Below are 13,191 nucleotides of genomic sequence, written 5' to 3'. Positions count from 1 at the left end.
GACGCGGAGGGCCACACCGTGGTTAGTGGGAGCCTCGTCGCCCAGCAGGTGGTAAACGGCCTCCTGTTCGGCGGCCAACTCGCGCTCATCGCCGTGGGTCTCACCCTCATCTGGGGGGTCGCCCGCGTTCTCAACTTCGCACACGGCGCGCTGTTCATGATTGGCGGCTACGTCGGCTTCTTCGGCCTCCAGTGGACGGGCAACCTCGTAGTCGCCATCGTCCTCGCGACCGTCGTAGTGTTCGTCGTCGGCTGGCTCATCGAGTCCGTCTTCGTCGAACCGCTCAGGGGCCGCGAGGAGTTCGACATCGCCTCGATGGTCATCACGCTCGGTCTCGCCATTTTCGTCGAGAACACGCTGCTCGTCGGCCTCGGCTCACAGCGCCGGACGTTCCCGCAGTTGCTCGACGCCGTCTGGAACGTCGGCGGCATCACGATAAGTGCCCAGCGCCTGCTCATCTTCCTGATTTCGGTCACGGCGCTCGGTGCGCTGTTCGCCGTCATCTTCTACACGAAACTTGGCCTCGCGGTCCGGGCCGTCTCCCAGGACAGCGACACGGCGCTATTGATGGGCGTTCGCCCCGAGCGCGTCTACGCGTTCACGTTTGGCGGCAGTGCAGCACTCGCCGGGCTCGCCGGCGTGTTGCTCGCACCGCTCTACACCATCTACCCCTCCGTGGGCTGGAGCCCGTTCCTGCTCGCGTTCATCGTCGTGATGGTCGGCGGATTGGGCAGCGTCAGAGGGACGCTCGTCGCGGCGCTCGCGCTCGCAGTCATCCGCAGTATCACCACCATCTGGGTGGCGAGCGAGACGGCCATGGTCGTCCTGTTCGTCATCATGGTCGCCGTGCTCGTCGTCGCTCCTGACGGCATCGGGGGGTGGCTCGAAGCATGAACGGCGACTCGCTCCGCGTGACCCTCGGTCGCGTCGGTCGTCGGCTTCGCGAGGACGCGAAAACCCGCAACGGAAAACTCTTCCTCGCGGGGGCGACCCTTTCGTTGCTCGCCCCGGCGATTCTCACGAGCTACGCGCTCGAGATATTCATGCAGTTGTTCATCGTCGTGTTGCTCGTCGGTAGCTGGATTTTCATCGCGGGCTACTTCGGCATCTTCACGTTCGCTCACGCGGCCCTCTACGGGGTCGGCGCCTACGCCGCCGTGTTGCTCGCGGGCGAACTCGGCGTTCCGCCGTTGCTCACTATCTTCGTGGGTGGGCTGGCCGCCGTCGTGTTTTGCCTGCCCATCGCCTACCCCGTGTTGCGCCTGCAGGGTGCCTACGTGGGAATGGTGACGCTCGCGTACGCGGAGATTATCTACCGTGGAACCATCATCTTCCGCGACGTGACCGGCGGGCCGACCGGCTACTCGGGCTTCCCGGCGTTGTTCGGCGGCGACCGCCTCGTGATGTACTACTTCGTGCTCGTGACGGTGGCGGCGTTCATGTTGCTCCAGTACGGTTTGCTCGTCAACCGCTTCGGGCTGGTCGCACGGGCGATACGTGAATCCGAGGACGCGGCCCAGATGCTCGGGAACAACGTCTCTCGGTACAAGCTCACGGGCTTCGTCATCGGTTCCGGTATCGCAGGCATCGCCGGGGCGTTGCAGGCGTACACGATTCTCATCATGTCGCCGCCAGTGCTCGAACTCACGCAGATGATCGAAATCATGGCGATGGGCATCATCGGCGGCCCCCGCACCCTCGGCGGTGCGGTGTTCGGCGGCCTCGCAGTGTTTGGCCTCGCGGAGGTCCTCCGCGGTCTCGGGGAAATTCGACTCATCATCTGGGGTGCGATGCTCGTCATCGTGACCCTATATTTCCCCGACGGCATCGCAGAAAGCACGCTCAACCTCAAGTCGCGGCTCAAGGAGTTGGTAGACCGGTAGGGAGTCGCAGCTTGCAGCACCGCCCGCCGCCCTCGGCGAACTAACTCCGTTTCACCCTAACCCAACTTTCGACGTACAATGACCGACAAACAGGCCGTTTGGAACCGAATCGAATCGAACGAAGAACACCTGCTCGACCTCGTGTCGAGTCTCGTCTCCACCCCGACCGTGACCGGCGACGAAACCCCCGGCCAGCAGGTCGTCATCGAGGAACTCGAAGCGCTGGGCCTCGAACCTGACGTCTGGGAACCATCGGCTGCCGACTTGGAAGGCCACGAAGGCTACTTCGAAACCTCGTCGTACGACGCGGTCGGCTACGAGGGCAGAGAGAACGTCGCCACCCGAATCGAGGGCGGCGACGGCCCCACGCTCACGCTCGGGGGCCACATGGACGTCGTCGACGTTACCGAGAGCGAGTGGGAGCGCGACCCGTGGGCGCTCACCCAGGAAGACGAAACGCTCTACGGTCGCGGCGTCGCCGACATGAAAGGTGGCCTCGCGGCGATTCTGCTCGCGATTCGCGCGCTCCGCGAGGAAGGCGTCGAACTGGGCGGCGACCTCATCTTCCAGAGCACTATCGAGGAAGAAGACGGCGGCGTCGGCGGGGCGCTCTCCGTGCTAGAACGTGGCTACGTCCCGGACGCCGCGGCCATCGCCGAACCGTTCAACGTTCCGAACATCGGTATCGCGAGCGCCGGCGTGATGTACTTCGAAGTAAACGTCCCCGGCAAGAGCGTCCACGCGGCGTGGGGTCACGAGGGCGTAAACGCTATCGGCAACGCGATTCCGATCTACGAGGCGCTCGAGGACCTCGACAGTCGCCGCAAGGCGAACATCGACTACGAACCGGCCTATCGCGCCGACCCGTCGCTCGAAGGAAACGTGACGAACATCAACGTCGGCATGATCGAATCGGGCGACTGGCCCTCGACGCTCCCGTCGAAGGCCATCCTCAAAGGCCGCGTCGGGTGGCCGCCCGGTGAGACTCGCGAGGACGTGCGCCAGCAAATCGAGGAGACCATCGCGGAGGCCGCGGCGGACCACGAGTTCCTCGCCGAGCACCCACCGGAAATCACGTGGTTCGGCTGGCAGGCGATGCCCCACGAGATTTCCCCGGACGAAGCGATTGCACAGCTCGCGCTCGACAATGCAGAGGAAGTGACCGGGCGAACCGGGTCGTTCGTCGGCGGGAACGCCGCGCTCGACGAGCGATTCTACGCGCTCTACTACGACGTTCCCGCCGTCTCGGTTGGGCCGCAGGGCTGGAATCTCCACGGCGCGGACGAGCACACGACGGTGCCGGCACTCATCGAAACCGCGAAGACCATCGCCGGGCTGGCGATGGACTACTGCGGCGTAGAGAACTGACCGCCTCGGCACCTCGTCGCGTTAGAGAAACTGCTTCAGGTAATCGACGGTCGATTCGACGCCTGACCCGTCTTCTTTCAACTCCTGTTTGTCGGCGGCCGCACTCGCCGCTTCGTCCGTGACCTGTGTTTCAGGTTCGGCCGTCGACTCCTCGTCTTCCTCGGTGAGGTGGGCCTGTGCTTGCTCGTAGGCTTTTTCGTTCATCGTCAGCGTCTTGAACGACAGGTCGATGCGCTCGCTCTTGTAGCGATACGCGCCCTGCTGGTGGATGGTGACCTTCCCGAAGTTGTCAACCGACACCGCGTGCGTCCCGCGAAACGACGGCGTCTCGACGTGGACTTCACTGTCCGTTACCTTCACCGCGACGACCGGTTCGTTTCTGAGAATAGCTTTCGCGAGCGTCTGGGCCTGGTCTCTGTCACCGTGTGTGAGTAACTGCCCGAAGCGCTCGTCGAAATTCATTAGTTGGTAGATGTCACCCGAGGATAAGACACTTCCGTACGTGTACTTCACGTGATATGATGTGACCGAAGCGACAGGAGGTGGCCGGGAGCTGGAGTGTGAGATTGGGTCACGTCCACCTCCCGAACTCTTTTGACTAACTGGTTAGTAAGTTCGACCAACTGAATGACTGCAGAGACCAAAGAACAGATTCTGGAGGCGACCCATCAGGCGATTTGCGCCCACGGATACGCCGATTTGACGATGCAGCGAATCGCCGACCACTCGGCGCTCACGACCGCGGCGATACACTATCACTTCGACACGAAAGAGGAGTTGCTGAACGCGTTCTTAGACCACCTGCTCGCCCGCTTCGAGGACCGATTGGTCTGTGAGGCCCGCGACCCCCGCGAGCGACTCATGTCGTTCCTCGACGCCATTTTCATCTCACCTGCGGAAGGGCCGACCAGCGTGTCCATCGCCCTGATGGAACTCAAAGCACAGGCTCCCCACCACGAGGCCTACCGCGCCAAACTCCTCGAGATGGACGAGCGGATGCGTGCAATCCTCACCGACGCCATCGAGGACGGCATCGAGGCGGGCTACTTCGCCGACGTCGACGCCGCCTCGGTCGCTCGATTCGTCCTCACCGTCATCAACGGCGCGCACGCCCGCCACGTCGCGCTCGACGAACCGCCGATAGAAACCGACCGGGACCTGCGAGCGTACCTCGCCCAGCGACTGGACTGGACCCCGGAGGCGGTTGTGTGAAGCTTTTCAAGGGACAGAGCGAACTCGAACTGACCGAGGGTGGCATCGTCGAACCACTGGTTTATCTCTCGCTACCCATCGTCATCACGAATCTGATGCAGACGGCGTACAACCTCGCCGACACCTTCTGGCTCGGTCAGTACTCCACTGAAGCCCTCGCGGCAATCTCCTTTGGCTTCCCGATGGTGTTCCTACTCATCTCGCTTGGCATGGGTCTGTCCGTCGCGGGCAGCGTCCTCGTCGCCCAGCACACGGGGGCCGGCGAGACGGAGGAAGCGGAGTACGCCGCTTCTCAGACGGTAAGTTTCGCGTTCATCGCGTCGATTATCCTCGGCGCGATTGGTTACCCGTTGGTTCGCCCGTTCCTCGCGTTCCTCGGGGCATCACCGGAGGTGCTGCCCGGCGCGACAGCCTACATGCAGGTCATCTCGCTCGGCCTGCCGTTCATGTTCGGGTTTTTCATCTTCATCTCGCTGATGCGCGGAGCGGGGGACACCATCACACCAATGGTCGTCATGTTCGGCACCGTCGTCGTGAACGTGGTTCTGGACCCCTTTCTCATCAATGGGTGGGCGTTCTTTCCGGAACTGGGGATTCAGGGCGCAGCCATCGCGACGGTGTTCTCCCGGAGCCTCGCCATGGTGGTCGGCCTCGCAATCATGGTCTCGGGAACGAGGGGCATCCAGATTCACCTCGCGGACATGAAACCGGACTTCACCTACCTCCGGAAAATCGTCCGCATCGGGATTCCGGCGAGCATCGAGGGCACGGGCCGGGCACTCTCGGTCAACGCGATGTTGCTCATCGTCGGCATGTTCGCGACGCCCGTCGTCGCCGCCTTCGGTATCGGCGTGCGCGTTTTCTCGGTAATCTTCATGCCCGCTATCGCGGTGGCCCGCGGCGTCGAAACCATGACTGGCCAGAACATCGGCGCGGGGCGCTACGACCGTGCAGAGGAGGCGAACTACATTGCGGCGAAGGGAACGTTCGTCATCCTCTCGCTGGTCGGTGTCCTCATCTTCCTGTTCCCGACGCCCATCGTCGCCGTGTTCACGGACGACCCGCTCGTGCTCGCTGAGGGGAGTACGTTCCTCCGGTACGTCGCACTCTCCTTTGGCTTCACTGGCATCATGCGTGCGTTTACGGGTGGCTTTCGTGGCGCTGGCAAGACGCTCGTCGCGGCGACCATCTCGATTCTCGCGCTCGGAGGGATTCGCCTGCCGGTCGCCTACGTCGCCTCGCAGTTCCGGTTCTCGCTCCCCCTGATTCCGACCGACGCCATCTTCGGCGTCCGCGGTATCTGGGTGGCGTTCTTCGTCTCGAACGTCACCGGGGCGCTCATCGCGTGGGCGTGGTTCTCACGAGGGACCTGGCGCGAGACGAACGTTCGCGGGTCGCCGGACGCCGGACCACCGGACGTAGACGCGACCATTTCCGACGACTGACCTCTCACGTCTCTATCTTTTCATCGTTGAAGATGTCTCTCAACTGAAACGCTCAAGAGGTGAGCGAGAGTAGGGCGAGATAATGCAGTGGGAACCCGACCGCGGCCTCCAATATCGCATGGCCGTCGCCCTCGTCTTGCTCGCCCTGATGCCCCTCGCCTTCGTTACTGCGATGAGTCTCGCGATTTCGTACATCGTCGTTCCGCTCGCCGAACTCCTCCTCGAAACCCAGATTGCCTGGCGGTTCACCGTAAGCTTGCCACTCGTCCTCGTGTTGACGGTCGGTGGTCTCGCATTTCAGTTCCTTTTCGGCGACCGTCTCGCCCTCCATTCGATTGGCGCACGCCGCGTCGAACGCGCCGACTACCCGGAGGTGTACGCCCGCCTCGACCGCCTCTCGACGCAGGCCGTCCTCCCGACGCCACGCCTCGCGGTGGCCCCAACTCGCGTCCCGAACGCCTTCGCCACGGGCCGCTCCCCGGAGACGGCGACCATCGCGGTCACCCGCGGCCTGCTCGACACGCTCTCGGGCGACGAACTCGACGCCGTGTTGGCCCACGAACTTTCCCACGTGAAAAACCGCGACGTGGCGGTCATGTCGCTCGCCTACCTCTTGCCCTCGTTCACTTACGTGGTCGCCACAATTGCCTACACTCTGCTCGGCGGCCTCTGGAACGTCATCGGCCACTTCCACCACAGCGACAGCGACGACGCCCGGCCCCTGCTCGTGTTCATCGTCCTGTTCGTCGTCACCGCCCTGCTGACCATCCTCATCGCCACCGTCTTCTGGGTCGGCAGTTTCCTCCTCTTTCGCCTGCTCTCGCAGTACCGAGAGTACGCCGCAGACCGCGGGGCCGCCCGCATCACAGGCAACCCACTCGCCCTCGCGAGCGCCCTCGGGAAGATAGACGAGACGATGGCCGGCCTGCCCGACCGCGACCTGCGCGAAATCGACGGCGGCGTCGAAGCCCTCTACATCGCCCCGCTCGACCTGCCGATGTTCACCGACGGCGACAAGGCGCTCATCAGTCGCGACATCTTCCCGGAGACCCACCCGCCGACGGCGACGCGAATCGAGCGATTGCAGGCGCTCGCCAGGGACTTAGAAACTCGATAACCTTCTCAATCGACGAGACAGTGACCCAGCACGACCAGATTACACGTCCCGAACGCGAACAACTCGCCGTGGTTGGTGGGTGCGAACACGAGGTCACTGGCAACCGCAGGTCGGGCGGCATGGAGCTGCGAATTCCTCCCCAGTTTAGCGCGGGCCTGCTCCTCGCCGGTCTTCGCGTCGAGGACGAACACCTGTCCGAACACCGTATCTCGCTGTAACCACCCGGGTACGTAAACCGACCCTCCGGAGACGACCGGGGTCGAGACGAGGTCGATTTCGGGATTCCCCTCATGGGCTTCGACACTCACGTTCTCCGGCCGACCGAACCGCCAACTGCGCTCGCCAGTCTTCACATTCCTCGCGTCGAGGCCGAACCCCGCGGCGTGGTAGAGGAGTCCATCCGCGACGGCGAATCCGGCGTCCGTCCATCGCGGCGTGATCTCCTGTTTCCACTTCGTCTCTCGCGTCTCGCGGTCGAGTGCGACGACGTACTCCTTGCCGTCTTTGGTGCGTTCAGAGAGCGCGACGAACAGCGTGTCGTCGACGATAGTGGGGGCTCCGTCAATCAATAGCTGTTCGCGCCACAGCTCCTCGCCAGTCTCCATGTCGAGGGCGATGAGGAGGTCGTCGGCAATCATCGGGACGTAGACGATACCGTCTGTGGCTGATAGTTGCCACATGAGTGTTTCTTCCGGGAATGTGGTTTTCCAGCGTTCTGACCCGTCAGCAGGGTCGATACCGTACACTGCTTCGACTTGGCCCTGGTCTCGAAACGGTGACCCGTACGTCCCGGCCACGACCACGTCGTCGGTCACGATTGGTGGGACCACGTCGGGCCGCTGCTGGGGTTCGAAGAGATTGTCGAACGTCCATTGCACCGTCCCGTCCAAATCGAGCGCTTTCAGCCCGGGTTTCGTCTGGACGTAGATGCGGTCGTCGTGGAGGACGAGCGAATCTGCGAGATAGAAGTAGTAGAACTCGTCGCTGCGCCACAGTTCGGTCACCCACCGCGATTCGCCGGTCGTTGCGTCGAGGGCTTCGAGCCACGCGCCGCCCGGATTTTCTGTTCTGGGTTCCTGCGAGAAGCCGAAATAGACGGTGCTATCCCCGACGACAGGCGAGGTGATTACGACGCCACCTTGGTCACGACGTTGTTTCCATTCCGTGTGAAGCGCCGAAGCCGGCCCCTCGATGCCGGTGTGGCCGGTGTGGGAATTGTCGATGGTCGAGCGGGGCCACGTCCCCTCTGCTTCGGAGGAATCGAGGGAGAGACAGCCAGAGAGGGCTGCGAACGCGCTTCCGAACGTCGCGAGAAACGTTCGGCGATTCGAGGGCATTTCAGAAATGTTGACAGATTCGAGGTAAATATCTTCTGTTGAATCGAGTGCGCGTGGCGGTGCCCGCGTCGAGGTTCCTCACGCGGTGTTGGATTCGAGCGAACAGGCCACTGCTCCCCCACCGTTCACGCTCGACTGCTCGCCCGTCAGCCGGTAATCGAACGAATAGGCCGCGCTCCCACCGCGCCCGTGAACCACCGTAACTTTCCCAGTTCGCTCCGCGCCGTCGCAGGCGTTGGCCGGTGCGCCGTCGGGGAACGCGAACGGTGCGTACGTCGTCTCGAACGCTCTGGTCTCACCGCCCGGGACGATGAGGTCGGGGCGGTCGGGCGTGAGTGGCTGGTTCGCTCCGACGCCGATGACGCCGGGGTCGAAGCCGAGTGAGGAACGGTCGAACGACTCGCTCTGGGGGTCGACCGTCGGATTCGGCACGTCCCCGGAGATAGCGACGAATCGAATCAGGAGCGGTGAATCGCCCTGATTCTGGATGTCGAACCGAGCGCGGCCGTCGGGGAGGGCTTCGACGTGGTTCGTCCAGGCGTGGACGGAGCCGAACGCCCACTCGCTGGTCCAGCCGTCGGCCGTCTTTGCTTTGACGTGGGGCATTCCGGTGAGACGGGTTTCAAACGTTTCCGGGAAGATGACGCGGAACCGCGCCGTCTCGCCGGGATGGCTCACGGTTTCGTGCTCCTCGTCGGTGTCTTCGTCGTAGAAAACGACTTCCTCGACGATGACGTCCTCTCGAAATTCGACCACGAGGTCTGCGCCCTCGAATCGGTAGGAGGAAAACACGTCGTCGGACTTCGGAGGGCCAGTCACGAACGGAACCGAATCGACGCAGCCGGCGGAGAGCAACGCGCTTCCCGCGGCCAGCGAGTGGAGGAGTGGGCGGCGCTTCATGTAACGGTGTTATCAAAATCCGCGATAAGCTTTCGGGTGTTGCGTTGCTGTCACGTTGACTCCGCACCCGAAAAACGGAGACTCGGGTTACTCTGTCAGTGCACCGTAGGTGTCGAGGTAGCCCGAACCGTAGTACTTCTTCTCGTACTCGTCTGGCACTTCGGCGACGCGTTTGAGCGTGCTCTGTAGCTGATTCGCGTTCATTCTCGGGTTCGCGCTCTTGAGGAGCGCCACCGCGCCCGCGACCTGCGGGGCAGCCATCGACGTGCCGGCGTACCAGTCGTAGCCGTAGTCCGCGCCGAGGTACTCGCCGTTCTCGTCGTAATTCGGCTCTGCGACGGTGTTCACGACGAAGTCGTAGTGCCAGTTTGCGCCCGTGCCGACGGCGTCCGAATCGGCGTTGCCGCCGGGTGCGCCGAGGTCCACCGCGTTCGTCCCGTGGTTGGTGTAGTAAGCCGGTGCGTAGGGCGGTTCTTCGAGGCCGTCTTCGCCCCACTTGAAGCCGATTGGGCCGGTGGCGGCGACGGTGAGGCCGCCGGCCATCTCGGAGGAGTCGCGCTGGTCCTTGTCGAACTGGAGCGTGCCGCCCCAGTTGCCACAGGCGTGCGTGAGGACCGTCCCCTGTCGGTTGGCGTAGGTGGCGGTGCGCTGCATCGCCTGCCCCCAGAATTTGCCCCACCCGTCTTCGCGGAAACGGAACGTCCAGCCGAGACTGAGGTTCGCGGCGTCCGCCCCGATGTCCGCGGCGTAGACGATGGCGGCGAGCACGTCGCCCATCCACGCGGAGAAGTCGGCCGAATCCACCTGCGAGAACACTCGCAGGTCAACGAGCTCCGCGCCGGGTGCAGAGCCGACGACCCCGGAGTCGTTCTCATCGCTGGCTGCGATGATGCCCGCGACGTGCGTGCCGTGTGCGCCGCCGTACGGACCGGGTGCGCCGAGCGAGTCGGGCGTGAAGTTCCGCGAGAGGTCGTGGTTCACCGTCCCTTGTAGGTCGGGGTGACCCGCGCCGACCCCGGAGTCGATGATGGCGACGCGCGTCCCTTCGCCCCGGGTAATTTCGTGGGCTTCGGGGATGCGCTGGTCCTGTTTGTCCCACTGGTAGGCAGTGAGGTCCTCGCCCTCTGGCGGGTACTCGACCCGCGTTGCACGGCCCGGAGCCGGGTCTGGAACTCGCGGTTCGTAGCGGCCATCTGCCGCGTATTTGGCGCCGTCGAGGGCCGCCTCGTCTGCGCGGACGACGAGCAGGTCGACTGCAGAGAGGTCGTGGAGAATCTCGACATCTGCGTTCTTTCGCAGGCTCTTGCTGTCGACGAGGTAGCGCCGCTTCTCACTTGCGCCGGCGAGCGACGTGCTGAGTGTGAGTCCGGCGAGTGCTGTCCCCGTCGCTTTCAGGACGCTCCGCCGATTCGTTCGGGGCAGGGTCATCGCAGATTCACCTCCTCGCCGTACAGCGGGGTATCGAAGTAGGTGTCCACGCTGTAGTCAGTGAGCGTCGGGTCGTCTGCGAGCGCGGCGAACGATTCGAGGAAGCCGACTTTCGTGAGTTGGAGTTGGCGGCCAAACGCCTTCTGCCCGAGGTGGTCGGTCTGGTAGGCCACTTCGTAGAGCATCCCAGCGGCTGTGTCGCCGCCGTTGGCGACGTTCGGACAGAGAGCGTCCAGATACGACCCCCAGAGTGGGTAGTAGCCGTAGCGCGTAATGCTGTCGTAGACGCTGTTGCCGCGGTCTGCGAGCGCCTCGATGACGAGCGAGTTGAGTTTGATGGACTTCGTGCTGGTCTCGTAGTCAAGGAACGGATTGACCGCTTCACTGACCGGCGTGTGGTCGTCCGGGAAGAAGGGCGACTGGGCGAGGTAGTCCTCGCCAAAATTGGCCATGACGCTCATCAGCGTTTGCTTCGGCGGTTTGTTGCCGTCGCCCGACCCCGGAATCAGGTCGCCACCCTTGTGGTGGTGAGTGATGGCGTAGTCCGGATTTGCCTCGATGAACGATTCGGTGACGGCCCGCACTTCTGGCGTGAGGCGGAGGCCGCTCGCAAAGAGCGTGTGCCCTTCATAGGGCATGTCCATGTACTGTTCGTTGGCCCACCAGTCCGCCTGGTCGTCAGTTCGTGGATTGAACTCAGAAGGTGGACGGATGTTGAAGTCCCGGTTCATGTCGTAGCCGGGGTCACCCACCGGGTAGGTCGAGTGATAGTACGGCTTGTAGCGCGATTCACCCTCCCACGCCTGGGTGTTCTGCCGGCGGGCCACCCACTCTTCGCGGCCGTCGTCGTCGTAATCGTAGTGGTACATCGCCCCGTCGGGGTTGATTCGCGGGATGATGGTGAACGAGAGGTTGTCGAGGATGTGTTCGACCTGTTTCGAATTGCTCATCCCGAAGGATTTGATGAGTTTCAGCGCGACTTCCGTTCCGATGGCTTCGTCGCCGTGAATCTGGGTGACGAGGTGGATGTGGGTGTCGCCCTCGCCGACTTTCACCTCCCAGATGGGGTCGTTTCGACCCGCAGAGCGCCCGATTTCTCGGAGCGAGATGCGGTCGCTTCGTTGTTCTACCTGAGCGAGTTCCGTCGCGAGTTCCTCGTTGGTGTGGAACGCGTTCAGGTTGATGAAGTTCTCAGTGCCCTGTTTCGGCCCGCCCGGTCTGTACGTTTGTTTGTCTGGGTCGGCGGACACGCTCGTGAGGCCTGCCACGCCGAGTGCTGCTGTACCCGTAGTCTGGAGGAAGTGTCTTCGTTTCATCTTCGAATGCGAGTCGGTGGACCTGGAGGGCTGTCTCCGTCCCCGACTATCCCGGTCAAAAATGCGGGCAGCCACTACTTAGTGTTATGCACTACCGTGGTTGGTTGAAACAATCACATATCTGGTTAGAAGGGACTGTGCAGGTGGGGCCCCCGGCCGTGTACCATGCTATCATTCATAATGGATAGTCCCGAACAGGTCAGTATGGCCGTCGATGACACCAGAGTGGACATCCTCGAGTTCGAGTTCGAGCGAGCGCTCACCGACAAAGCAGAGACGGACCTCTCGGATGCGTGGCCGTTTCGCGAGGTACACCTCGCGTATGTGGGTCCGGACGAGGTCACCCACGCTCCGAAACAGCCTCAGTTCCTGGTGAACATGTCCTACGAACTGCCACGGGACATGGACTGGTCGCGACTCACGTTCGACGAGCGCGACCCGGCGGAACGGCGAGAACCGAGCGAACCGGCCGGCCCGGCCACGGCGATGACCGACGCACTCGCCCACGCCCAGGGGTACGACGCCATCGACTATCTGGCCGATTTCGCCACGGCGTATTCGAACGCCATCGACGAATCCTACGAGACGGTGGTGAAGTACTTCGACGACTTCTACGTGGTCAACGCCGATCGGCGCGAGCGACTCGTCTTCTTCGTCGGGAGTCTCCCAACCAGCTGAGTTTACGAGTAGAACCCACAGACTGAGCGGTCGGTAAAAATGTTATTATCCTGATGTATGTGTCTGTCCAATGAATTATACGTAGTGGCGCAAATGGGAATCTATGCAAACGCTGGCCAATCGGGTCTACGATGAACTCGCCGAGTGGCTCGGAACTGACCTCGTCGGGGTGGCGTACTTCACGCAGGATTCGTGGGGCGTCGTCGATACACGCGCAGATTTACGGGAGAAGTATCCAGACGAGGTGGTGATAGAGAATATCATCAAACCGATGCAACTCGATTCGCTCGCCTCCCCGCTCTACGAAGAACCACACGGAGAGCGACTGACGGCGACCTGTCGCCTCTACGAGCACATCGTCGTCGCTGCCATCCTCGTCGGTGAAGAAGAGGGTGAGGGGCTGATTCTCGGGCTCGAACGTGGCACCGACTATTCGCTCGTCGAAGTCGTAGACCACGTCCAGATGCTGGCGACACAGGAATCTGCTGACTAATTCTTGAAACCGCC

Annotated in this window: 13 protein-coding genes; 8 read left to right on the top strand and 5 right to left on the bottom strand. The window is 62.8% G+C overall.

Features of this window, described 5'->3' with window-relative positions:
* Window positions 1–18: 18 nt before the first annotated feature.
* The 3 genes from P0648_RS18935 (at window position 19) to P0648_RS18925 (ending at window position 3,251) form a co-directional block, all read left to right on the top strand.
* On the top strand, window positions 19–894 hold the full coding sequence (locus P0648_RS18935; protein WP_276248747.1) for a branched-chain amino acid ABC transporter permease: 876 nt from the start codon (window positions 19–21) through the stop codon (window positions 892–894).
* Entirely contained in the window at window positions 891–1,883 is a 993-nt protein-coding gene (locus tag P0648_RS18930; RefSeq protein ID WP_276248746.1) for a branched-chain amino acid ABC transporter permease, read from the top strand. The genes P0648_RS18935 and P0648_RS18930 overlap by 4 nt, the downstream gene beginning before the upstream one ends.
* A 78-nt stretch (window positions 1,884–1,961) precedes the next feature.
* Window positions 1,962–3,251, top strand: coding sequence for an ArgE/DapE family deacylase (locus P0648_RS18925; protein ID WP_276248745.1), 1,290 nt, complete (start codon window positions 1,962–1,964; stop codon window positions 3,249–3,251).
* Window positions 3,252–3,272: 21 nt separating this feature from the next.
* On the opposite strand, the gene P0648_RS18920 is transcribed toward P0648_RS18925, so the two are convergent.
* Window positions 3,273–3,713, bottom strand: a complete 441-nt coding sequence (locus P0648_RS18920) for a hypothetical protein (protein ID WP_276248744.1) — start codon at window positions 3,711–3,713, stop codon at window positions 3,273–3,275.
* A 165-nt stretch (window positions 3,714–3,878) separates the two neighbouring features.
* Here P0648_RS18920 and P0648_RS18915 point away from each other — a divergent pair, with 165 nt between their 5' ends.
* The 3 genes from P0648_RS18915 to P0648_RS18905 all read left to right on the top strand — a co-directional run bounded on the left by P0648_RS18915 (window position 3,879) and on the right by P0648_RS18905 (window position 7,025).
* Window positions 3,879–4,463, top strand: coding sequence for a TetR/AcrR family transcriptional regulator (locus P0648_RS18915; protein WP_277506432.1), 585 nt, complete (start codon window positions 3,879–3,881; stop codon window positions 4,461–4,463).
* Window positions 4,460–5,908, top strand: a complete 1,449-nt coding sequence (locus P0648_RS18910) for an MATE family efflux transporter (protein ID WP_276248742.1) — start codon at window positions 4,460–4,462, stop codon at window positions 5,906–5,908. The genes P0648_RS18915 and P0648_RS18910 overlap by 4 nt, the downstream gene beginning before the upstream one ends.
* Before the next feature lie 82 nt (window positions 5,909–5,990).
* On the top strand, window positions 5,991–7,025 hold the full coding sequence (locus tag P0648_RS18905) for a M48 family metalloprotease (RefSeq protein ID WP_277506431.1): 1,035 nt from the start codon (window positions 5,991–5,993) through the stop codon (window positions 7,023–7,025).
* Window positions 7,026–7,030: 5 nt separating this feature from the next.
* Here the strand turns inward: P0648_RS18905 and P0648_RS18900 are convergent, their stop codons facing one another.
* The 4 genes from P0648_RS18900 to P0648_RS18885 form a co-directional block, all read right to left on the bottom strand.
* Complete coding sequence (locus P0648_RS18900) at window positions 7,031–8,362, bottom strand: PQQ-binding-like beta-propeller repeat protein (RefSeq protein WP_277506430.1); 1,332 nt, start codon at window positions 8,360–8,362, stop codon at window positions 7,031–7,033.
* A 78-nt stretch (window positions 8,363–8,440) separates the two neighbouring features.
* On the bottom strand, window positions 8,441–9,262 hold the full coding sequence (locus P0648_RS18895; protein WP_277506428.1) for a hypothetical protein: 822 nt from the start codon (window positions 9,260–9,262) through the stop codon (window positions 8,441–8,443).
* An 87-nt stretch (window positions 9,263–9,349) separates the two neighbouring features.
* Complete coding sequence (locus P0648_RS18890; protein WP_369685697.1) at window positions 9,350–10,690, bottom strand: S8 family serine peptidase; 1,341 nt, start codon at window positions 10,688–10,690, stop codon at window positions 9,350–9,352.
* Window positions 10,687–12,006, bottom strand: a complete 1,320-nt coding sequence (locus tag P0648_RS18885) for a M14 family zinc carboxypeptidase (RefSeq protein WP_277506427.1) — start codon at window positions 12,004–12,006, stop codon at window positions 10,687–10,689. Before P0648_RS18885 ends, P0648_RS18890 begins: the two co-directional genes overlap by 4 nt.
* 204 nt (window positions 12,007–12,210) lie before the next feature.
* Here P0648_RS18885 and P0648_RS18880 point away from each other — a divergent pair, with 204 nt between their 5' ends.
* Both P0648_RS18880 and P0648_RS18875 read left to right on the top strand, forming a co-directional pair.
* Window positions 12,211–12,684, top strand: coding sequence for a hypothetical protein (locus P0648_RS18880; RefSeq protein ID WP_276248737.1), 474 nt, complete (start codon window positions 12,211–12,213; stop codon window positions 12,682–12,684).
* Window positions 12,685–12,787: 103 nt separating this feature from the next.
* Entirely contained in the window at window positions 12,788–13,177 is a 390-nt protein-coding gene (locus P0648_RS18875) for a hypothetical protein (protein WP_276248736.1), read from the top strand.
* The last annotated feature ends 14 nt before the right edge of the window (window positions 13,178–13,191 follow it).

Origin of the sequence: Haladaptatus sp. DYSN1 (genome assembly GCF_029489995.1) — an archaeon.
Taxonomy (GTDB): Archaea; Halobacteriota; Halobacteria; order Halobacteriales; family Halococcaceae; genus QDMS2.
The sequence above is the reverse complement of the archived record's forward strand: the minus strand, read 5'-3'. Positions and strand labels throughout refer to the sequence as shown.

Coding starts and splice junctions, on each gene's coding strand:
- P0648_RS18930 (WP_276248746.1), top strand. CDS start 891: ATGAACGGCGACTCGCTCCGCGTGACCCTCGGTCGCGTCGGTCGTCGG.
- P0648_RS18925 (WP_276248745.1), top strand. CDS start 1,962: ATGACCGACAAACAGGCCGTTTGGAACCGAATCGAATCGAACGAAGAA.
- P0648_RS18920 (WP_276248744.1), bottom strand. CDS start 3,713: ATGAATTTCGACGAGCGCTTCGGGCAGTTACTCACACACGGTGACAGA.
- P0648_RS18915 (WP_277506432.1), top strand. CDS start 3,879: ATGACTGCAGAGACCAAAGAACAGATTCTGGAGGCGACCCATCAGGCG.
- P0648_RS18905 (WP_277506431.1), top strand. CDS start 5,991: ATGCAGTGGGAACCCGACCGCGGCCTCCAATATCGCATGGCCGTCGCC.
- P0648_RS18900 (WP_277506430.1), bottom strand. CDS start 8,362: ATGCCCTCGAATCGCCGAACGTTTCTCGCGACGTTCGGAAGCGCGTTC.
- P0648_RS18895 (WP_277506428.1), bottom strand. CDS start 9,262: ATGAAGCGCCGCCCACTCCTCCACTCGCTGGCCGCGGGAAGCGCGTTG.
- P0648_RS18890 (WP_369685697.1), bottom strand. CDS start 10,690: ATGACCCTGCCCCGAACGAATCGGCGGAGCGTCCTGAAAGCGACGGGG.
- P0648_RS18885 (WP_277506427.1), bottom strand. CDS start 12,006: ATGAAACGAAGACACTTCCTCCAGACTACGGGTACAGCAGCACTCGGC.
- P0648_RS18880 (WP_276248737.1), top strand. CDS start 12,211: ATGGCCGTCGATGACACCAGAGTGGACATCCTCGAGTTCGAGTTCGAG.
- P0648_RS18875 (WP_276248736.1), top strand. CDS start 12,788: ATGCAAACGCTGGCCAATCGGGTCTACGATGAACTCGCCGAGTGGCTC.